This is a genomic window from Ralstonia pickettii (genome assembly GCF_030582395.1).
Taxonomy (GTDB): Bacteria; Pseudomonadota; Gammaproteobacteria; order Burkholderiales; family Burkholderiaceae; genus Ralstonia; species Ralstonia pickettii_D.
This window is the reverse complement of the sequence record NZ_CP104381.1, coordinates 3,262,251-3,283,551: the sequence shown is the minus strand read 5'-3', so window position 1 is coordinate 3,283,551 and position 21,301 is coordinate 3,262,251. Positions and strand designations below refer to the sequence as shown.

The 21,301-nt window shown below is 64.6% G+C and carries 19 protein-coding genes; 6 read left to right on the top strand and 13 right to left on the bottom strand.

The features are described from left to right. Nucleotides 1-68 precede the first annotated feature (68 nt). The 3 genes from N5B55_RS15835 to N5B55_RS15825 all read right to left on the bottom strand — a co-directional run bounded on the left by N5B55_RS15835 (nt 69) and on the right by N5B55_RS15825 (nt 4,531). Nucleotides 69-1,031 carry a mannuronate-specific alginate lyase gene (locus N5B55_RS15835; RefSeq protein WP_304538639.1) on the bottom strand — a complete coding sequence of 321 codons (963 nt, stop codon included), beginning with the start codon at nt 1,029-1,031 and terminating at the stop codon, nt 69-71. A 191-nt stretch (nt 1,032-1,222) separates the two neighbouring features. Then, nucleotides 1,223-2,596, bottom strand: coding sequence for an ABC transporter ATP-binding protein (locus N5B55_RS15830; RefSeq protein WP_304538638.1), 1,374 nt, complete (start codon nt 2,594-2,596; stop codon nt 1,223-1,225). 150 nt (nt 2,597-2,746) lie between these two features. Continuing rightward, entirely contained in the window at nt 2,747-4,531 is a 1,785-nt protein-coding gene (locus tag N5B55_RS15825) for an ABC transporter permease (protein WP_015855982.1), read from the bottom strand. Between the two features lie 288 nt (nt 4,532-4,819). On the opposite strand from N5B55_RS15825, the gene N5B55_RS15820 reads away from it, so the two are divergent. Next, complete coding sequence (locus N5B55_RS15820; protein WP_154207724.1) at nt 4,820-5,107, top strand: acylphosphatase; 288 nt, start codon at nt 4,820-4,822, stop codon at nt 5,105-5,107. A 105-nt stretch (nt 5,108-5,212) separates the two neighbouring features. Next, complete coding sequence (locus tag N5B55_RS15815) at nt 5,213-6,799, top strand: inorganic phosphate transporter (RefSeq protein ID WP_304538637.1); 1,587 nt, start codon at nt 5,213-5,215, stop codon at nt 6,797-6,799. Nucleotides 6,800-6,880: 81 nt separating this feature from the next. On the opposite strand, the gene ppk2 is transcribed toward N5B55_RS15815, so the two are convergent. From ppk2 to N5B55_RS15800, 3 genes are all read right to left on the bottom strand, one after another. Then, on the bottom strand, nt 6,881-7,783 hold the full coding sequence (gene ppk2 / locus N5B55_RS15810; RefSeq protein WP_304538636.1) for a polyphosphate kinase 2: 903 nt from the start codon (nt 7,781-7,783) through the stop codon (nt 6,881-6,883). Nucleotides 7,784-7,933: 150 nt separating this feature from the next. Next, nucleotides 7,934-8,791: a 23S rRNA (adenine(2030)-N(6))-methyltransferase RlmJ gene (locus N5B55_RS15805; protein WP_304538635.1), complete on the bottom strand. Its 858-nt coding sequence runs from the start codon at nt 8,789-8,791 to the stop codon at nt 7,934-7,936. 60 nt (nt 8,792-8,851) lie between these two features. After that, complete coding sequence (locus tag N5B55_RS15800) at nt 8,852-10,285, bottom strand: CoA transferase (protein ID WP_304538634.1); 1,434 nt, start codon at nt 10,283-10,285, stop codon at nt 8,852-8,854. A 107-nt stretch (nt 10,286-10,392) separates the two neighbouring features. On the opposite strand from N5B55_RS15800, the gene N5B55_RS15795 reads away from it, so the two are divergent. Then, on the top strand, nt 10,393-11,625 hold the full coding sequence (locus N5B55_RS15795) for a citrate synthase family protein (protein WP_304538633.1): 1,233 nt from the start codon (nt 10,393-10,395) through the stop codon (nt 11,623-11,625). Between the two features lie 7 nt (nt 11,626-11,632). Here the strand turns inward: N5B55_RS15795 and minE are convergent, their stop codons facing one another. The 3 genes from minE to minC are packed head-to-tail and all read right to left on the bottom strand — an operon-like array spanning nt 11,633 to nt 13,559. Next, entirely contained in the window at nt 11,633-11,887 is a 255-nt protein-coding gene (gene minE, locus N5B55_RS15790) for a cell division topological specificity factor MinE (RefSeq protein ID WP_004628536.1), read from the bottom strand. Nucleotides 11,888-11,901: 14 nt separating this feature from the next. Further along, on the bottom strand, nt 11,902-12,720 hold the full coding sequence (gene minD / locus N5B55_RS15785) for a septum site-determining protein MinD (protein WP_009239512.1): 819 nt from the start codon (nt 12,718-12,720) through the stop codon (nt 11,902-11,904). Nucleotides 12,721-12,764: 44 nt separating this feature from the next. Beyond that, complete coding sequence (gene minC / locus N5B55_RS15780) at nt 12,765-13,559, bottom strand: septum site-determining protein MinC (RefSeq protein ID WP_304538632.1); 795 nt, start codon at nt 13,557-13,559, stop codon at nt 12,765-12,767. Between the two features lie 349 nt (nt 13,560-13,908). Here minC and N5B55_RS15775 point away from each other — a divergent pair, with 349 nt between their 5' ends. Then, entirely contained in the window at nt 13,909-15,963 is a 2,055-nt protein-coding gene (locus N5B55_RS15775; protein WP_304538631.1) for a bifunctional 2',3'-cyclic-nucleotide 2'-phosphodiesterase/3'-nucleotidase, read from the top strand. A 12-nt stretch (nt 15,964-15,975) separates the two neighbouring features. Then, a complete protein-coding gene (locus tag N5B55_RS15770) occupies nt 15,976-16,779 on the top strand; it encodes a tetratricopeptide repeat protein (protein ID WP_304538630.1) in 804 nt (267 codons plus the stop codon). Nucleotides 16,780-16,792: 13 nt separating this feature from the next. On the opposite strand, the gene N5B55_RS15765 is transcribed toward N5B55_RS15770, so the two are convergent. The 4 genes from N5B55_RS15765 to N5B55_RS15750 form a co-directional block, all read right to left on the bottom strand. Then, on the bottom strand, nt 16,793-17,770 hold the full coding sequence (locus tag N5B55_RS15765) for a 2-dehydropantoate 2-reductase (RefSeq protein ID WP_304538629.1): 978 nt from the start codon (nt 17,768-17,770) through the stop codon (nt 16,793-16,795). Between the two features lie 4 nt (nt 17,771-17,774). After that, nucleotides 17,775-18,599, bottom strand: a complete 825-nt coding sequence (locus N5B55_RS15760) for a class II aldolase/adducin family protein (protein WP_304538628.1) — start codon at nt 18,597-18,599, stop codon at nt 17,775-17,777. Nucleotides 18,600-18,711: 112 nt separating this feature from the next. Next, on the bottom strand, nt 18,712-19,659 hold the full coding sequence (locus N5B55_RS15755) for a DUF2272 domain-containing protein (RefSeq protein ID WP_304538627.1): 948 nt from the start codon (nt 19,657-19,659) through the stop codon (nt 18,712-18,714). Between the two features lie 144 nt (nt 19,660-19,803). Further along, complete coding sequence (locus N5B55_RS15750) at nt 19,804-20,082, bottom strand: HU family DNA-binding protein (RefSeq protein ID WP_004628548.1); 279 nt, start codon at nt 20,080-20,082, stop codon at nt 19,804-19,806. Nucleotides 20,083-20,759: 677 nt separating this feature from the next. Here N5B55_RS15750 and N5B55_RS15745 point away from each other — a divergent pair. After that, nucleotides 20,760-21,299, top strand: a complete 540-nt coding sequence (locus N5B55_RS15745; RefSeq protein WP_304538626.1) for an SET domain-containing protein — start codon at nt 20,760-20,762, stop codon at nt 21,297-21,299. The last annotated feature ends 2 nt before the right edge of the window (nt 21,300-21,301 follow it).

The following is a 21,301-nucleotide window of genomic DNA, read 5'->3' as shown; positions in this document are numbered from 1 at the left end:
CAAAGGCTTTGCGCTGCAACGCTGCGGTGGAAAAGCACGGAGCGCGCCGTGCCGGCGTCGTCCACTCGTCAATGGCCGGGCAGCTCCGCGCCCCACGCCGCCGTCACGTTGCCGCCCAACCGCCATTCAGAAAACGGGCGGCGCGGTGCAATCAGCGCAGGCAGCCGCGGGTCTCGCGCGTGGACATAGTAGGGCTCCATCCAGCACAGCTCATCCTGGAAGGTCCACGGAAACAGCGCCTGCTTGATCGGCGTGATCTTTTCGAAGCTCGCCGGGTCAATCACCGCATCGATCACCAGATTCGCCAGGCGGCCGATGGCGTGGTCGTTCTCGCGGTACAGGTCGATATGGCGCCGCTGCACCAGCTCTGCCGCAAACACCAGCGGGATCAGCGCGAACGTGTGGTAGTGCAGCGCGCGATCGCCGCGCTTGACCTCGCGCGCCAGCGCGCCGTCCGGGCCGATATCGCGGATGCCCTCGCGAACGCGAAGGAGTCCGGAGTTGATCAGGTCGGTGTTGTCGATTGCGGTGCCGATGGCAATCAGGTTGAGGCCCGCCCAATACACCAGGTTGTTATGCAGATGATTGATCGCCTCGGCGTTTCGGGTGGCGATCGCAATGCGCTCGAGCCACGGTGCGATGGCATCGAGCTGCGCCTGGTTGCGCTTGCGGATGTCGCTCGGCATGCGCAGCAGGACCATGGCGAAATCCGTTCCGGCCCACGACCGTTCGTAATGGCCCTGATAGCCGGAAATCTTGCCCATCAGCGCGTCGGCATCGGCCCAGGTTCGCAGCTGGCTCAGCGCGCACGTCCAATCACCCTTGTCGGCGGAAGCGTTGAGTTGTGCGATGAAATTGCGCATCGGTTTTACGTCGCGCGCGTAGCCGGCTGCGTCGTCGTAAAAGCCGGGTGGATCGATCGTCTGGACGGGTGCGGGAATCTCACAGGCGCGGGCGGCATGCACCAAGCCGAAGCCTGCGCCGACGGCCAGCGAAAACGCTAACAACGTTCGAACGTACGCGCGACGCATTTCGACCTCCGGGGCGGGGCGGCAAAGGACGGCAGACGGGGGAAGACTGGAACGAGCGGGCTTGCGAGAGTCGATGCCCGCACACGCAAAACGGCGTGGTTCGCGGCAGCGTTGACGGGCGTTACAAACGGTAGCGACTATGAAAAAGAGCCGCATCGAGCGGCTCTTCTGGCATCAGCAGCAACGCGCACTTACGCTGCGTTGTCCCCACCATCCTGCGCTTCACGCTCTTCGCGTTCCTCGCGCTCTTCACGGGGCAGGGTCAGCATGCCGGTGTTGTACACGTACTCGTACACCTCGCCGTAGCGGCCCCATTCGATGCCGATCTTGAGCACGCGCTCGGCTTCTTCGGGCTTGAGGTACGCCTCAAGTTCGCGCAGCACATGCTCTTCGCGGATCTCGCCGTCTTCGTTGGCTTCCAGCTCGGCGCGGATGTGCGCGGCCAGGGCCACGCGCTCCAGCAGCTTCTGGCCGAACAGCACCTTGCGCTCGGGCGGCTCGGTTTCCATGTAGGTCTTGCCGAACGGCGTGACGATGATGTCGCCGCGTTCGATGGTGGCCAGTTGCAGCAGGGCCAGCGCTTCGCACGCGGGCAGCAGGTCGTCGTCGGTCACGCCGGCTTCTTCTGCCAGGTGCGGCAGGTCGGCACGGCCGTTGAACGGCGCTTCGACCAGCAGGTCGAGAATGGCCTCCATCTGGCCGATCTCGGCATCGGGCAGGCGGTAGGCCAGCTCCTCGGCTGCAGGCTCGACGCCCAGATGCACGCCCACGCGCTGGGGCGACGTCATCAGCCCATACACCTCGTCGATGAGGTTGCGCACGGCGGCGGAATCGCGATTGCGCGGGCGCGGGAAGGGCACGCGCACCTCCGCACGGATGCGCCCCGGATCGCTCGACAGGATGACGATGCGGTCGGCCATCATCACCGCCTCTTCAATGTTGTGCGAAACGATGAGGATGCTCTTGATGTTGGTGCGGCGGTCTTCCCACAGGTCGAGCATTTCGTCGCGCAGGTTTTCGCCGGTCAGCACGTCGAGGGCCGAGAACGCTTCGTCCATCAGCAGCAGGTCGGGCTCGGTCACCAGCGCGCGCGCAATGCCCACACGTTGGCGCATGCCACCGGAGAGTTCGCGTGGCAGGGCGCTGTTGAAGCCGGACAGGCCGATCAGGTCGATGGCCTGTTCAGCCCGCTCTTCACGCTCGGCCTTGGGCACGCCTTGCGCCTCCAGGCCCAACTCCACGTTTTGCTGCACCGTCAGCCACGGAAACAGCGCAAACGACTGGAACACCATCGCAATGCCCTGCACGGGGCCGGAGTATTCACGCCCACGAAACAGCACCTGCCCGCGATCGGCGCGCACCAGACCCGCCATGATGCGCAGCAGCGTCGATTTGCCCGAGCCGGATTTGCCCAGCATGGCGACGATCTCACCCTGGCGCAGGTTGAGGTCCACGCCTTCGAGCACGGCGCGGTCTGTGTGGTCTGCGGTGCGGAAGATCTTCGAGACGCCGCGCAGCTCCATGACGCTTTCAGCGTTCTGGCTATGGGTGCTGGTGGTAACCATGTGTGTTCTCAGCTAAATAAGTCGTCTTAGAACATGCTCAAGATCCGTAGCGAGCGCCCCGAGGTTGGCCCGAGACGCGCAGCCGTACATGAGTACGGCGAGCATCGCAGGGTCAAGATCGGGGTGCGCAGTAGGATCATGAGCATGTTCTTACAGGCGGGTGCGCTCTTGCGCTATGTCGTAGAGGCGGTTCCACAGCAGCCGGTTGAAACCGACCACGAACAGGCTCATCACGGCAATCCCGAGGGCAATGCGCGGGAAGTCGCCCTTGGCCGTCATCTCTGCGATGTAGCTGCCCAGGCCTGTTGCCACGAGCGTGCGGTCGCCCCAGGACACATATTCGGAGACGATGCTGGCGTTCCACGAACCGCCGGCGGCCGTCACCAGGCCCGTCAGCAGGTTGGGGAACACGGCGGGAATGAGGAAGCGCTTCCACAGCAGCCAGCCGCGCAGGCCGAAGTTGCGGGCCGCCAGTTTGAGTTCGGTCGGGATGGCCGACGCGCCGGCAATCACGTTGAACAGGATGTACCACTGCGTGCCGAAAATCATCAGCGGGCTCAACCAGATTTCAGGGTTGAGCGCGAAGCGCGCGATGAGCATGACCGCCAGCGGGAACATCAGGTTGGCCGGGAACGCCGCCAGGAACTGCGCCACCGGCTGGGCGATGCGCGCCACGTTCGGGTTCAGGCCGATGCGGATGCCGATCGGCACCCACACCAGCGCGGCCAGCGCAATCAGCAGGATCACGCGCAGCATGGTCAGGAAACCGAGCCAGAAGACGTGGCCGACCTCGGCCCAGCCCACCTCGGAGCGCACGAACTGCAGCACGTGCGCCACCGCCATCAGCGCGGCCAGGATGATGACCACATCGGCAACGCGGTGCGACCACGGGAAGCGCGGCAGGAATCCGTTCGAACCGGCAGCCGTGGGCCGCGTGCGTTCGGCCCCCCAGGACAGCGTGTGCTCGGCCAGGGCAGCGGTGCGCTCCAGCAGTGCCTTGACCCACTCGGAACGGCGCAGCAGATCCAGCAGCCACGATTGCGGCTCGCGCTCCGACGACATCGTGTCGAAGCGGAAGCGGTCTGCCCAGGCGATCAGCGGGCGGAACAGCAGCTGGTCGTACAGGATGATGCCGATCAGCATGGCCAGGATGGCCCAGCCGATGGCCGGCAGGTTCTGCTGCTGGATCGCCAGGGAAATGTACGAGCCGATGCCCGGCAGCTTGATGTCGTGGCCCGACACCGAGATGGCTTCCGACGCCACCACGAAGAACCAGCCGCCCGACATCGACATCATCATGTTCCACAGGAGGCCCGGCATGGCGAACGGCACTTCCAGGCGCCAGAAGCGCTGCCACTTCGACAGGCGGAACACCGTGGCGGCTTCTTCCAGGTCGGTCGGGATGGTGCGGAACGATTGGTACAACGAGAACGCCATGTTCCACGCCTGCGACGTGAAGATGGCGAAGATGGCCGCGCATTCCACACCCACCAAGTTGCCCGGGAACAGCGCAATGAAACCCGTGACGGTGATCGACAGGAAACCCAGCACCGGAATCGATTGCAGGATGTCCAGCGCCGGCACCATCACCTTCTCGGCCGTGCGGTTCTTGGACGCGATGGCGGCAAACGCAAACGAGAACGCCAGCGACGCGCCCAGCGCCAGCAGCATGCGGATGCTGGTGCGCAGCAGGTAATAGGGCAGTTCAATGACGTCGAGGCTGACGTCCAGGTGTTCGCCGGGCGTGTATGGCACGTTCATCTGCTTGGCGGCATACGCCACGAGCACGATGGCGGCCAGGATGATCGGCAGCAGCGCCAGGTCGAAGCGGTTGGGCGGCGCCGTCAGCAGGTTGCCGAAGTTGACGCCAAAGTTGGTACCGAAGGTGGTACCCAAGCGGCCCCGGATGGTGGTTTCGTTGTCGTTCTGCTGCATCTTGGATAACCGGGACGGAAACCGCGGATGAATTTCGGGCGCCTCAAGGCCCAGGGCCGAGGCGCAATACATGGCATGGCGTACTACGGGGCTGGGCGCAGTGCTTAGCTGAAGCGTTGCTTGGCACCCGGCGGCAAGCCGCCTAGTTTACCTTGCGTAACGTCAGAGCCCGCCGCGCGGTTGTCAGTCTGACGACGTCACATTCCAGAAATGTGACAGAGATGCGACAACGCCGGCTTGTCATGTTTTACCCAACACATCACCTGCCGTTTGTTTCGGAGGCCCGCCATGTCCGCCATTGCACAAGTGATCGTTACCGTACAAGGCCGCGTGCAGGGCGTCGGCTACCGCGCGGCGTGTGCCCACCGCGCCCGTCTGCTTGGCTTGCGCGGCTGGGTGCGGAATCGCCGCGACGGGGCGGTGGAGGCCTTCTTGGCGGGCCCGGAGGCCAATGTGCTCAGCATGCGGGAATGGATGTGGGTAGGGCCCGACAGCGCCCACGTCACGCAGCTGGACGTGGTGACGGGCGATCATGAGGCGCCCGTGCCGGGTTTCGAGATCCGCCCCACAGTGTAATTTTCGGCAATCAGCAGACACGGACTCGACACGAAACCGTCACCTACAGCGCAAGCTCGGCTTCTAGAATCGGTCAGCCTAGCCCCCCTCTTCCGGTGCCCCCTCATGTCGCATCCCCTCTCTGTCCAGCCCGGGGCCGTGCCCGGGCGCTTCCGCAACCTCGGTATTGCAGCGTTCTTGCTCATGCTGGTGGGCGGCGCCGCCTACGTGGTGAGCCATCTGGTGACCGATCTGGAAAGCGTGTCCACCAGTTCGGCGCTGCCGTTCGTGCTGCTGGGCATTGCGCTGCTGATCGCGCTGGGCTTTGAGTTCGTCAACGGGTTTCACGACACGGCCAATGCGGTGGCCACCGTCATCTATACGCATTCGCTGTCGCCGCACCTGGCGGTGGTGTGGTCGGGCGCGTGGAATTTTGCCGGGGTGCTGGTGTCCAGCGGCGCTGTGGCCTTCGGCATCCTGCAGCTGCTGCCGGTGGAGCTGATCCTGCAGGTGGGCAGCCACTCGGGCTTTGCGATGGTGTTTGCGCTGCTGATCGCGGCCATCATCTGGAACCTGGCGACGTGGTATCTGGGCCTGCCGTCCTCCAGCTCGCACACGCTCATCGGCTCGATCATCGGCGTGGGCCTGATGAACCAGCTCCTGCACGGCGCGAACGGCACCAGTGGCGTGGACTGGAGCCAGGCGCTGGGCGTGGGCAAGTCGCTGCTGTTTTCGCCCATCATCGGCTTTCTGCTGGCCGGGTTGCTGCTGTGGGTGCTGAAGGCCGCGGTGCGTGTGCCCGCCCTCTATGCCGAGCCCGAGGGCAACCAACCGCCGCCGTTCTGGATCCGCGCGCTGCTCATCCTCACGTGCACGGGCGTGTCGTTCGCGCACGGCTCCAACGACGGGCAGAAGGGCATGGGCCTGATCATGCTGATCCTGATCGGCACGGTGCCCACCGTCTACGCGCTCAACCGCGCGCTCACGCCGGCCGAGACGCAGACCTTCCTGGCGGTGTCGCATCAGACTGCGGCCACCTTCGGCAAATACACCAACGGTATGGCGCCGTCGGCCAATCCGCGTGCCGACGTCGAAACCTACGTGCAGAAACGCGTGCTGACGCCCGCCACGCTGCCGGCCGTGCAGGCGTTGACGAACAGCATTGCCGCGCAGGTCGGCGAGACCGGCTCGATTGCCGCCGTGCCGCAAAACGAAGTGGATAACGTGCGCAACAACATGTACCTGGCATCCGAGGCCATCCGTCTGCTCAAGAAGAGCGGCCAGCCCGCCATTGCCAAGGATGACCAGGCCATCATCGACAACTACAAGCAGCAGCTCGACCACGCCACGAAGTTCATCCCCACGTGGGTGAAGGTGGCTGTGGCGATTGCGCTTGGCCTGGGAACGATGGTGGGCTGGAAGCGCATCGTCATCACCGTGGGCGAGAAGATCGGCAAGCAGCACCTGACGTACGGGCAGGGCGCCTCGGCCGAACTGGTGGCCATGGTGACGATCGGCGCAGCCGATGCGTATGGCCTGCCGGTATCGACCACGCATGTGCTGTCGTCCGGCGTGGCGGGCACGATGGCGGCCAACGGCTCGGGGCTGCAGTGGAATACCGTGCGCAGCCTGCTGCTGGCCTGGGTGCTGACGCTGCCCGCATCGATCGTGCTGGCGGGCGGCTTGTACTGGCTGTTCCGCGCAATCTTCTGAATATCTGAGTGCGCGCATTCAACGAAAAGGGCGACCGCGCAGGCCGCCCTTTTTTGTTTCTCCGATGGCGTTGCCGCCGGTTCAGTACACGTTCGGCACGATCATCTCTTCCGGCACCGGGTGACGGATGTACTCCGCGTGGTGCACGCGCTCCGGCAGCAGCACCGGCGGATGCGGTACCGGGTGGTAAGGCACCTGCCCCAGCAAGTGGTGGATGCAATTCAGGCGCGCGCGCTTCTTGTCGTCGGCCAGCACCACCCACCAGGGCGATTCGGGAATGTGCGAGCGCTCGAGCATCGCCTCCTTGGCCTGCGTATAGGCTTCCCAGCGGCGGCGGCTTTCCAGGTCCATCGGGCTCAGCTTCCACTGCTTGAGCGGATCGTCGATACGGCTCTGGAACCGCACTTCCTGCTCTTCATCGGTGACCGAAAACCAGTACTTGACGATCTGGATGCCCGAGCGCACGAGCATCTTTTCGAACTCGGGGACGGAGCGGAAGAACTCTTCGTATTCCTCGTCGGTGCAAAAGCCCATCACGCGTTCGACGCCGGCGCGGTTGTACCAGCTGCGATCGAACAGGACGATCTCACCCGCGGCGGGCAGATGCGCCACGTAGCGCTGGAAGTACCACTGCGTGCGTTCGCGGTTGGTGGGCGCCGGCAGTGCGGCCACGCGGCACACGCGCGGGTTCAGCCGTTGCGTGATGCGCTTGATGGCGCCGCCCTTGCCGGCGGCGTCGCGCCCTTCGAAGATCACCACCAGGCGGTGGCCGGTCTCGATCACCCAGTCCTGCAGCTTGACGAGTTCGCCTTGCAGACGGAACAGCTCGCGGAAGTACATGCGACGCGTTTCGCGCGCTTCATCGGTAATGCCTTCGCCGCCGCCGAGCAGGTGGTCGTCGATTTCCATCTCCAGCTCTTCGTCAAGCGTGTCGAGGAGGTCTTCCTGCAGGCGCGCCTGCCGGGCTGCGTCGCGTTCGCTCATGGTGTGTTGCTCCTGCCGATCTTGCGGATCGTGCCGATGTTGCCGAGAGGCGGCGCTGCGCTGGGGCAACGCAGTACAAGTCTAAGCCCGACTAGGTAGCACGGGCACGTGGCAGGGGAGTGACATGCGGGCGTCACGCCGCCCGAAGGCTTAACTGGATTCGCCTTCCAGCATGAACTTGGCGCCGTCGTCCTGGCCGAGCAGGCGCACCAGCGTGGGCATGGCTTCCTGCAGCTGCGCCTTCAACGTCCACGGCGGGTTGACGATGAACATGCCGCTGCCGTGCAGGCCCAGGCCGCCCTCGACCGGGTGCCGGACGGTGAGCGTGACGTGCAGCCAATCCTTGGGGCGCAACTGCTTCAGGCGCGAGGGAAATTGCGCGGCTTCCCGCCGCTGCACGAGCGGATACCAGACCGCATACATGCCGGTCGCAAAGCGCTGCAGGCTGTCTTGCAGCGATTGCACGGTGCGGGCGTAATCCTGCTTGTCTTCGAAGGACGGATCGATCAGCACCAGCGCACGGCGCGGCGGCGGCGGCAGGATCGCCTTGATGCCGGCAAAGCCGTCGCCGTCATACAGCATGACCTTGCGCCCGGCACCACGGAAGTTGTTGGACAGCACCTTGATTTCGGAGCTGTGCAGCTCGAACAGGCGCAGGCGATCGGCGTCGCGCAGCATCTGCCACGCCAGCCACGGCGAGCCAGGGTAGTGCCGGAGTTCGCCGTTCGGGTTCAGTTCGCGCACCTCGTCGAGGTAGGCATCGAGCAGCGGCGGCAGCGTTTCGCCGCTTTCGGCCGCGCGCCACAAGGGGCCGATGCCGGTATCGAATTCGGCCTTCTTCTGCGCCCATTCGTGGTCCAGCGCGTAGAGGCCGGCGCCGGCGTGCGTGTCGATGTACCAGAACGGCTTGTCCTTCTGCGTGAGGTAATCGAGCATCTGCACAAGCACGGCGTGCTTGAGGACATCGGCGTGATTGCCGGCGTGGAAGGCGTGGCGGTAACTGAGCATCGGCGGGCCATGTGCGCCCGGAGTATCAGGCGCGGGCAGAGAAAACGGTAGGCGCGAATGCTACCACCGCGCGGGATGCGTCCCCAGCGGCACGCTGGGCAGCGCCCAGTGCGGCGGCGTGTCGGAAAGCTGCCCCGCGTGGCGCAGAGCAGTGAGCGCGCCAAAGCCGGAAGGCGCGGTATCCAGAGACGCACCGATCTCTTCATAGTGCGGGTCGGCCGCATCGAACCCGTTGGCGATGCGGCCGAAGCTGCGCAGCCAATGCGCCGTCTGCGCGAGCGACACACGCACGTGCCAGCTGCCGCCTTCCGTCATGCGGCGTGCGAGCGCCGTCATCGCGCCAGCCGCCATCAGATAGCCAGCGCCGTGGTCCAGCGCCTGTGCGGGTAGCGGACGCGGCTTGGCCTCACCGGCGGCTTGCGCTTCGGCCCAGTTGAAGCCGCTGGCGGTCTGCACGAGTGAATCGAAGCCTCGGCGATTGGCCCAGGGGCCTTCATAGCCGTAGGCGCACAGGCTCACGTAGACGATGCCCGGGCGCAGGGCCGCGACCTGCTCGGGGCCAAACTGCAGCGCTGCCACACCACCGGGCCGATACCCCTGCACAAAGATGTCGGCGTCGCGCAGCAGCGTGCGGAGTTGCGCGGCCCCGGCCGCATCGCGCAGGTCAAGCTGCGCGGAGCGCTTGCCACGCCCGGTGTCGATCACCAGCGGCGGAATGGCGGGCAGATGCGGCGCTGTAACGAGCAGCACGTCGGCCCCATGCGCCGCCAGCGTCCGGCCACAGACGGGGCCGGCAATCACGCGCGTGAGGTCGAGCACGCGCACGCCCGAGAGCGGTCGGCCATCGGCGTGCGCCGCCAGCGGCTGCGGTGGCGCATCGCCAATCCGTTCGATCGTCATCAGCGGCTGGCTTGCGACGGCGATGCCTTGCGGGTGCGCGTCCCACTCTTCAAATGTGCGTGCGGCAGTGACGACCATGCCCGCCTGCGCCGCCGCCTCTTCAAACGCTTCGGCCTTCCATTGGTTCAGCGCGGCGGCCACGGCGTCCCGGTCATACGCGCAGCCGAGCAACTTCAGCACGCCGTCACGGTGATGCGGAAAGTTGGTGTGCAGGCGCACCCAGCGGCCATCGCCGCAGCGGTAGAGCCCGGCGATCTTGTCCCAGGGTTCGGGCGGCAACTGGCCATCGACCCGGAAATAGCGCTCCGAGCGGAATTCCAGCGTAGCGTGCTGCATGTCGACTGACACCGTCTGCTGCCGCCCGCTGCGCAACGTATCGACCTGCGCCGCTGCCAGCGCGGCGGCAGCGATGGTGCTCTGCGCGAGCGTGCCCACGGCAAACGACGACGGCAGCGCCGGCTCCGTACCCGTGAGCGTGGCGCGCGACAACGCATCCGCCGGCTGGCCCAGCACGGTCCACAACTGACTGAGCGCGCCGGCGGGGCTGACAGTCTGCGGGGAAGGATCGACCACATCAGCAACAGGTGACGGCATGGCGGGGCTCCGCAAAGAAGGTGCGCCCATTACAGTCCCGCACCGCAGATAGCGTCAACATTGACTAGACTGATCAACCTCGATTGCCGCCCACTTCATCCGGCCCGATGACCACCTACCTCAATGCCGCCGATGCCGCCGAGCGCCTGCACGTTTCGCGCCCCACGCTGTACGCCTATGTGAGCCGCGGGCTGCTGGCGGCATACCCTTCGCCCGACGGCCGCGGCAGCCGCTACCGCGAGGCCGATGTGGCCCGGCTCGCCGATCAGCGTTCCGGCGGACGGCGCCCGCGCCAGGTGGTACGCCATGCGCTGGACTGGGGACTGCCCGTCATGGAATCGGCCATCACATTGATCGATCACGGGCAGTTGTTCTACCGCGGCACGCCTGCTGTGGAATTGGCCGAACGCGCCACGCTAGAGGCCGTTGCGGCGCACCTGTGGCAATACGAAGAAGCCGCAGCCTTCAACGCGCCCGCGCCGGTGTTGCCGAAGAGCTGGTACGCGGCGCTCACGTCGTTGGCAGACGCGGACATCCGCCAACGCTGCATGGCGCTGTGCACGCTTGCCCTGCCGGCGCTGGACGAAGCCGCGTGGCGGCAGGATTCCGCACGCACGGCGCGCGATGCCGGTGCCCTCCTGCGCGTGGTGTTTGCCGCGATGCTCGGCCGCAAACCCGACACCGCACCCGTGCATCTGCAATGTCAGCAATCATGGAACGTAGACGCGCACGCCGCCGAGGCCATCCGCGTTGCGCTGGTGCTCTGCGCCGATCACGAACTCAATGCTTCGAACTTTGCGGCGCGCGTTGTCGCATCGACCGGCGCCAGCCTGGGCGCGGTGGTCAGTGCAGGCCTGGCTGCGCTCACCGGTGGCCGGCATGGCGGCACCACGGCGCGCGTGGAGGCCTTGCTGAGTGAACTGGAAAGCGAGCGCTCCGTGACAGCAGCGTTGCGCCGTCGGCTTGATCGCGGCGATACGCTGCCGGGTTTCGGCCACCCCCTGTATCGCCAGGTCGACCCTCGCGCGGGTGCAATCCTGGCGCACTTGCCGAAGACGGGCGCGGTGCGCAAGCGGCTGCAAACGGTGATGGACGCCGTGGCCGGGTTGACGGGCGATGGGCCATCGGTGGATTTCGCGCTGGTAGTGACCCGCCGCGTGCTGGGGCTACCGGAGGGTTCAGGCTTTGGCCTGTTTGCTGCGGGCCGTACGGCCGGTTGGATTGCGCACGCGCTGGAGCAGCGCGCGGCGGGGCAGTTGATCCGCCCGAGAGCCGCCTATGTGGGGCCGATGCCGGCCGCGCCGGATACTCCGGCGGGCCGCATCATTCGTGTGCGCTGAAGCGCAATCAGGCCTGCGGAATCTCGATCTTCACCTCAAGCACTTCCAGGTTGTCCTGGCGCTCGAGGTTGACCTTGATGTCGTCGTTGCCGATCTTCACGTACTTCGAGATCACGGCCACCAGCTCGCGTTGCAGCGCGGGCAGGTAGTCGGCGGGCGCACCGCTGGCGGTGCGTTCATGGGCGAGGATGATCTGCAGGCGCTCTTTGGCAACGCTTGCAGTCTTCTTCTTCTCGCCCAGCAGGAAAGACAGAATCGACATGGATGTGCGTCTCCTTATTTTCCGCCGCCGAACAGGCGCTGCAGGAAGCCCGGCTTGTTGTATTCGACGTAGCGAAGCTCCTTCTCCTTGCCCAGGAAGCGGTCGATCACATCGTGGTATGCGTTGGCCACGTCCGAGCCTTCCAGGTGGATGGCGGGCAGGCCCTGGTTGGACGCCTGCAGCACGGCTTCGGATTCCGGAATCACGCCGATCAGCTTGATGCGCAGGATTTCCTGGATGTCGGTCAGCGACAGCATCTCGCCTTCGGACACGCGCTTCGGGTTGTAGCGCGTGAGCAGCAGGTGTTCCTTGATCGGCTCCTTGCCTTCCACCGCGCGGCGCGACTTGGAAGACAGGATGCCCAGGATGCGGTCGGAGTCGCGCACCGAAGAGACTTCCGGATTCGTCACGACGATCGCCTCGTCGGCAAAGTACATCGCCATCAGCGCACCCGATTCGATACCGGCCGGCGAATCGCAGACGATGTATTCGAAGCCCATTTCCTTCAGGCCTTCGATCACCTTCTCGACGCCTTCACGCGTGAGCGCATCCTTGTCGCGCGTTTGCGAGGCGGGGAGGATGAACAGGTTCTCGCACTTCTTGTCCTTGATGAGGGCCTGGTTCAGGTTGGCCTCACCGTGGATCACGTTGATCAGGTCGTACACGACGCGGCGCTCGCAGCCCATGATGAGGTCGAGGTTGCGCAGGCCGACGTCGAAATCGATGACGGCGGTCTTGTGGCCGCGCAGCGCAAGGCCGGCGGAAAACGCCGCACTGGTGGTCGTCTTGCCGACACCGCCCTTGCCGGAGGTGACTACGATGATCTTGGTCATGGCTCGTAACTCTGTAAGTTAAATCGCTCGGCGCACGGGGTGCGTCACTTCATCCGCAACGGTTCGAAAACCAGCGTGTTGTCCGCGAGCCGGACCTGCGCAGGCTTGCTGGCGTAGGCGTCGGGCCACGGGGTTTCGCCGGTGCGGTAGATCCCGGCGATGGAAATCAGTTGGGGCTCCAGGCACGTGCAGAAGATGCGCGCGTCCAGGTTGCCCTTCACACCTGCCAGCGCACGGCCGCGCAGCGAGGCATACACGTAGATGTTGCCCTCGGCGATCACCTCGGCGCCGTCGCTCACCAGGTCGAGCACGACGAGGTCGCCGCGCGCATAAATGCGCTGGCCGGAGCGCAGCGGGCGATCGACGATCATCGTGCCCGGCTGCATGGCCACGGCATCGGCGGGAGGAACAGCGGAAGTGGAGGCGGGGGCTTCAGCGGCCTTGGCGTGCTCGGGCGCATCCTGTGCGTCCGGCGCGTCGTTGCTGTCGGCGTCTTTGGCGTCATTTCCGCCACGCGGCCGACGGCCGTGACTATCGAGCAGCGGAAGGCCAAAGGCTTGGGCCCACTCGGCTTGTTCGGGGCTGGCAACCACGCCGATCGCGCGGGCACGCAGCGCGGTCAGGGTCTCCACCAAACGGTCGATGGGCAGGCGCTCGTCTTCCGCCAGACGGCGCACATCGATGGCGATGACGTCGTTGGAGAAAAACTCCGGCGTGTCGGCAAAGCGTCGCGTGAGTTCGGCGGCCAGGGCGTCCATGTCGGCGGTGCGCGGCGACAGCAGCAGGGCATCGACGGTGCCGCTGCGGATCTCGAACAGCGGCGCTTTCTTCTGGGACATAGAACGGCTACGCGGAAAAATGGGCTCATTCTAACGTTGTTGACGAAGCGCCTTGAATTTTTTGGGGCCGCCGATCCGCCACCCGGCTGAGACGCACAGCCGGCGCCGATCTCCGCATGGTGGATGCCACGCGCAAATGTCATCCGACGGTCACGGCATCGTCATGCGCGCTTTCGATACTTCTCGGCTCCTGAGCCCCCCGGTCCAGTCGGTAGTCCTCTCGCGTTGCGCAAACGGTTCCCCCGGTTTTGCGTGCGCGTCTGCGTGTCATTGGCTTCATCAGCAATCGCATTTCGCAATCCGCAGTCCGTAGTTCGCATACCAAAAAATAGACTTCAGGGAGAAGTTCATGCGAGTCCGACCATTGTGTTCGGCGGCGTTGCCGCTTGCTGTTTTCTTGTCGATGTCGCTGGCTGCCTGTGGCGGCAGCGACGATACTCCGACCACGCCTGCCGCCAGCGCTGCCCCCGCGGGCACCAAGGCCACGCTGGCCGTGCTGGAAACGACCGACCTGCACACGAACGTGCTGTCGTACGACTATTTCAAGCTTGCTGCCGACAATTCGCTCGGCTTCGAGCGCGTGGCGACGCTCATCAACCAGGCGCGTGCGCAGTTTCCGAACACGCTGCTGCTGGATAACGGCGACACCATCCAGGGCACCGCGCTGTCGGACTACCAGGCCATGGTGAGCCCGGTCACGTGCGACCAGACGCTGGCGATCTACAAGGTGATGAACGCTGCCAAGTTCGACGGCGGCGGCATCGGCAATCACGAGTTCAACTATGGCCTGCCGTATCTGTCGCAGGTTACGGGCAATACGTTCAACGTCGATGGCCTGCCCGATCCGGCCACGCAGAAGAAATGCGCAGGCCCGGCCTTCCCGCAGGTGCTGGCCAACGTGGTGAGCGCGAAGACCAACGCGCCGCTCTTCCAGCCGTACACGATCATCACCAAGACGGTAACCGCCACGGCGCCGGATGGCAGCACGATCAGCGCACCGGTCAAGGTCGGCATCATCAGCTTCACGCCGCCCACGATCACGAGCTGGGACAAGCGCTGGCTCGACGGCAAGGTCTATACGGTCGGCATCAAGGAAACGGCAGCCAAGTACATCCCTGAAATGCGCGCGAACGGCGCCGACCTGGTGGTGGCGATTTCGCACGGCGGCCTGGATAACTCGACGTATTCGCCGACGATGGAAAACGGCAGCTGGTGGCTGTCCACCGTGCCGGGCATCGACGCCATGTTGATCGGCCACTCGCACCAGCTCTTCCCGGATGCAAAGAGCACGGTCAGCCAGTTCAACCTGCCGGGTGTGGACAAGGTTGCCGGCACCGTGAACGGCGTGCCGACCGTGATGGCCAACTACTGGGGCAAGCACCTCGGCGTGATCAAGCTGGGCCTGACGTTCAACGGCACGAACTGGGCCGTCGACAAGACGCAGACCACGGTGGAAGCGCGCTCGATCCAGAACGCCGACAAGACGTACGTGGCCGCCGACCCGACGGTCTCGGCCGCAATTGCCACCGAACACCAGGCGACGATCAACTACGTGAAGACGCCGGTGGGCAGCACCGACTTCAACATGAGCACGTACTTTGCCGACGTGGGCGACCCGGGCGCGATCGAGATCGTGAACCAGGCGCAGGCCCAGTATGTGTCCGACTATGTCCAGGCGAACCTGCCGCAATACGCGTCGCTGCCGGTGCTGTCGGTGAGCGCGCCGTTCAAGAGCGGCTTTGGCGGCGGTACGGATTTCACCGATGTTGCAGCCGGCCCGCTGGCGATCAACAACGCAGCTGACCTGTACCTGTATCCGAACACGGTCTACGCGGTGAAGGTGGCCGGCTCCGACATCAAGAACTGGTTGGAAACGGCAGCCAAGCGCTTCAACACCATCGACCCGACGCAAGCGACGGTGCAGAAGCTGGTGAGCACGTTCCCGGGCTACAACTTCGACATGTTCACCACGCCGGACCTGACGTATGAGATTGACGTCACGCAGCCAGTCGGTAGCCGCATCAAGAACCTGATGTACAAGGGCGTGGCACTCGACCCGGCAGCGCAGTTCATCGTGGCGACCAACAACTACCGCGCAAGCGGCGGCGGCAACTTCCCCGGCCTGGATGGCAGCAAGACGATCTATGCGTCGCCCGATGCCAACCGTGACGTGCTGATCAGCTACATCAAGAAGATCGGCAGCGTGAAGCGTGCGACGAACGGCTCGCAGCGTAGCTGGCGCTTTACGAAGCTGGCGACGTCTTCGGCAACGGTGGTGTTCCCGTCGGCGGCGGGCAAGTTGGCTGTGGCCACGGCCGCGGGCATCAACAACGTCACGCTGTATCAGGCCGACGACGGCACCAACAAGGGGCTGTCGCTGTACCAGATCGACCTGACGCAGTAAGAGGAACTCGCCATGCCTTCTCTTCGTTCCGCATGGGTTGGTGCACCGGCCATGGAATCTCCGCGCCAGTCGGTGCCGATGCTGACCGTGGCCGCGGCGCTTGCGATCATCGTGGCGGCAGGCGGTTGGCTGTCGCATGCGCGCCAGGCACCCGCCGTCGATGCCACGCAGCTGGAATCGTGGCGCGCGATGGTCGTGCAGGCCATGGAGCCCGAGGCGCTGCAGCAGCTGCGTCAACGCGCCCGCAGCGGCTCGGTGCCGGCGCAATCCGCGTTGGGCGAAGCCTTGCTCAGCGCGCACGACGGCACCTTGCGAAATGAAGGGATGCGCTGGCTTGAAACCGCTGCATCGAGCGACCCACGTGCGCAGTTATCGCTGGGCAAGGCGCTGCTGCTCGGTACCGGCGGTGTGGAACGCGACTACCCGCGTGCGTTGCGCCTGCTGCGTCAATCCGCTGACAAGGGCGACGCGGCCGCGGCGTACTACCTGGGCGTGATGTATCGCAGCGGCTACGGCACGGCAGTCGACACAACGCAGGCTGCACACTGGTTTGATCGTGCTGCCCGCCACGAGATTCCGGCCGCGATGTTCATGCTGGCGAATGCCTACCGCGACGGTGATGGTGTGCCACGCGATGAAGCCCGCGCGCTGGCGTTGTATCAGGACGCCGCCGAGCACGAATTGCCGGAGGCCGTGCAAGCTCTGGCGATGGCGTATCAGAACGGCGAACTGGGTCTCAAGCGCGACGATGCCGCGTATCACCAGCAGTGGATTGAAACGGCGCATGCGCTGAAGCATCCTGCGCTCGCGCCGTAATAGAGCGTTCTCTTCAGTAGAGCCCGCGGGTCTGGGCGTGCAGGCGCACCAGACCCAGCAGGGCATCAATCTGCGGCGTCGGCACGCCCACATGCTGGCCGATCTCCCGCACCGACGCCACCAGCGCATCGATCTCCAGCGGGCCGCGTCCGGCCTCTGCATCCTGCAGCATCGACGTCCTGAACGCCCCGAGTTGACGCGTCACCGCGCTGCGTTCTTCGCCGCTCTGCTCGATCGGGCAGCCGATGCGTGCCCCAATTGCTTTGGCCTCTTCCATGACGCCGAGGCAAAACGCGCTGACCAGCGGATCATCGAGAATGCGATCGCACGTCGCGCCCGTGAGCACCGACACCGGGTTCATCGTCATGTTGCCCCACAGCTTGAACCAGATATCGCGCTGGATGGCTTCGCTGCGTTCGATCTGCAAACCAGCGCGTTCAAGCAGCGCACCGATTGCATCGAGGCGCGGTGAGGTGCCGCCCGCAGGTTCGCCGATGATCAATCGCTTGCCGAACCCATGGCGCACGCGGCCCGGCGCAGCGGTCGAGCACGTCAGGTGCACCACGCAGCCGACCACGTTCTTCGTTGGAATGGCCTGCGCGATGCGTCCGTGTGGATCCACCGATTGCAGGCGCAGACCTTCCAGCGGGCCAGGTCGATCAAAGAACCACCACGGCACGCCGTTCATCGCCACCACCACGGAAGTCTCAGGGCCGACGAGCGGGCCGATGGTTTGGGCCACGCTGTCCATGGCTGGCGCCTTCACGGCCACGACCACGACATCCTGCACACCGAGCGCATGCGCATCGTCACTCGCGTGCACCGGCACAGATCGTGTGTTGCCGTCTTCGGTCAGTCGCAGCCCTTCGGCCTGCAGTGCTTGAAGCGTCCTGCCCCGCGCCAATACGTTGACGGGTTGATCGGCCAGTGCGAGCTTCGCCCCAAGATAGCCGCCGACCGCGCCGGCGCCCACGATGCAAATGCGTGTCATGTGATCAGGTTCGGTAGGAAGGATCGATGCGGTCGATGGTGCGGGTGAGCGCCGCAAACACATCTTCGCCTGCGCCAAAATTTGGGTTGAACTGCAGCGAATCGCGCGTGCAGTTGCGCGCAATCGCTTCGGGAATCTCCAACACCGGGCCCATCGATGTGGAAGCGAGCTGGATTTCGCACGCGCGGTTGAGCAGCCACAGCACCGCAAACGCCCGCGCAATCGAATCGCCCCAGGCCAGCAGTCCGTGGTTGCGCAAGATTACCGCGGGCTTGTCACCGATGTTCCTGACCAGGCGCGGCCCTTCATCGGCATGCACGGTAATGCTTTCAAAGTCGTGATACGCGACCTTGCCGTGCAGCTGCGCCGCATAGAAATTGCTGATCGACAGACCATCGCGCGCGCAGGCCACGGCCATGCCGGCGGTCGTGTGGGTGTGCATCACGCAGTGCGCGCCCGGGATACCGGCATGAATGGCGGCATGCACGGTAAAACCCGCCGGGTTGACCGGCCAGTCCGGCTGACCCGCTGTGCGCCGCACGTTGCCCTGCAGGTCGATCTTCACCAGGTTCGACGCGCAAACCTCGGCATAAGTCAGGCCAAACGGATTGATCAGAAAGGTCGGACCGTCATCGTCATCCGCACCGTCTTCCGGTTGCAGGCGCAGCGTGATGTGGTTGTAGATGAGTTCGGTCCAACCCAGCTGCGCAAAGATGCGATAGCACGCCGCCAGCTTCACGCGCGCGCCCCATTCTCTTGGGCCGCACCAAGTCGGGCGATGGGCCTGGATGTCCGAACCGGAATCGGGCGAAAGCGAAAGCACCGTCATGACCTGTCTCCTGATCGCAGGGGCCATGCGCCGGTCGGGTTGCCGGCGCTTAAGTGATTCACATGTTAATGAATTTGCGCCGGGCGTCAAACAACGTTACATCTGCCGTCTGCTAGGGCAACTGGTTGCGCAGGACCACCAACCACTGCATGACCGAATTCGTATACGGATCGAGCTGGTTGGCGTCATTCAACTCGGTGATGCTCATCGACGCGGATTGCTGCACGTTGCCGCCAATCGATTTCACTTCATGGCGCACCGGGTCCATCTCGACGACGAGATCGCAATGCATGGGCGTTCTGCCGGGCTGGATCTCGGCCGGGTCCGTCATGAAGCGATCGGCGCCGCGTGCGGTGCAGATGAGGTCACCCGGACGAGGCACCGCCGGTGTGCGCTCAAGGACAAAGGCGGGATGCCTGAGCAGATGATCGCGCGCGTCGGTCACATATTCCGCATGCGTAGCGCCGGTCAGAAATTGATCGTTCTGCAGGCCGGCCTTGCGCATGATCCACGAGATGAACACCGCAGACCACGCCCAGCCGCCGGTGGTCAACTGCTGGCAGGTCGGTGTCTTGCCGACGATGCCCCAGTAGCGCTTGGCCAGCATGCAGCCGCGCGCGGTGGCTTCGCCGCCCGTGCCGTCCGGATAACGCAGGCAGGGTGCCTGGGCAGGTGCGGCAGGCTCGGCCACTGCCTTGGGCAGCGGCATGTCGGTACCGCTTCCTTCATCAGACGGGGTGGGCATCGGGTCGTCGGGTGTCAGCCAACGGCCTTGCGGCTGGTCAGGAAAACCGCCGCCTGCCACGCAATACGTATCGTCGCGCCCCACGCGCACCACTTGGCGCCCCCACCGATCCCATTCGGTCAGGGCAATCTCGATCATCTTTTCGCGCGGTGTGGCACCCGGGCGCGTCTGCACGACTTCGTTGTCGGGTAGCGGTTCGGCTTGCGGGCGCGCAGGCGGCGTCGCACAACCGGCAAACCAGAAGACCGGTGCGATCAGGACAAGCGGCAGGGCAATGCGCAGAGCGAGCGAATTGCGCAGGAAAGGGCGGGACATGAAAGAGGGAGAAGGGATGGCCTGACGGGGAGACAGGCCTTCCGACGTGGTATGCCAATGCTGCGGTCGATTCACGCATGCAATGGCATGCCACGTCGTTGGCGCTCACCAGACAGGCTGGCTGCGCCGAGGGCTGTCATTGCATCAGGCGTTGACAGCGTCCTTGAACTTCTGGCCGGCCTTGAACTTGACCGTCTTGGCCGCTTCGACCTTGATTTCTTCGCCGGTGCGCGGGTTGCGAGCCATACGCTCCGCACGCTCACCTTGGCTGAAGGTACCAAAGCCGATAAGGCTGACCGCATCGCCCTTGCCAACGGATTCCATGATGGCTTGCAGCGTCACGTTCAGTGCCTGCTCGGCCTTGGCCTTGGTCAGACCGTCTACGCCGCTGGCGATGGCGTCGATCAGTTCGGTTTTCGTCATTGCTTGACTCCCTTCAAGAGTAGATAAAACACACAACAGAGCGTCCGGGGGATGGCTCCAAGGGCGACATGATACCGGCATGCGAACAGCGTCGGCACGTGAGCTTTGTAACGGCGCATGGCATGTGGGTTCCGTAAACCCGCATGGGCGCTACGTTGCGAGGCTATCCCATCACATCAATATTGGCGCTCGATGGTCTGGTTCGCGGTTGGCTTGTCTGCTCGTTGATCGGTTCGACGCAGTCGACTGGTTGGTTTACCTTTTTTCTTATGTATACAGATAGTAGTAGTAGATAACGGTGGACAGTTTCTGTGGATAAGTGAAAAAAGCGCTTTGTGTTCAAGCACTTGTTGCAAGCAAAACAGCGGGTACCGCGTGTGCTCTCAGGTGGATAGCTTGCTGGTTTTTCCGATCGCCCGATTGGCAACCCCGTCACTTGTGCCCACACCGTCGACAGGGCAGCCACAGACAGCCAACAGCCTTTGCCGATAGTTATCCACAGCTGCAGGCGGAGTTATCCACAGCTGCAGGCGGAGTTATCCACAGCTGCAGGCGGAGTTATCCACACTGATGGGGCAGCATGGGGTTGCGGCGCGTGTCGAGATGCCATGCTTTTGGTGTAGGCTCACGGCTTCGTTGATCTACGTTTTTGTTTCGCTTTACAGCGCTATTTCCCAATGACACGCACGTCCCCTGATGCCACGCCGGCTCTGGCTGAGTCCCCGCCCGCGACGGAAGCGCCGGCCAAACTGCGCCGCCGCGATCGCATCGAGGTGCGCGAATCGGGCGTGCACGGACGCGGCGTGTATGCCGTGGTCGCTATCGCACGCGGCAAGAAGATCATCGAATACAAGGGCGAGCACATCACGTGGAAGGAGGCGCTGCGCCGCCATCCGCATGACCCCTCCGACCCGAATCACACGTTCTATTTCAGCCTGGAAGACGGCAGCGTGATCGACGCCAAGTACGGCGGCAACCGCGCGCGCTGGATCAACCACGCCTGCAAGCCGAACTGCGAAGCGCGCGAAGCGGATGGCCGCGTGTTCATTCACGCGCTGCGCGACATCGAAGCCGGCGAAGAACTGTTCTACGACTACGGCCTCGTCATCGAGGGCCGTCAGACCAAGGCACTGAAGGAACAGTTCGCGTGCCGCTGCGGCGCGAAGAAATGCCGCGGCACAATGCTGGCGCCGCCCGAGAAGACCAAGAAGAAGTAAGT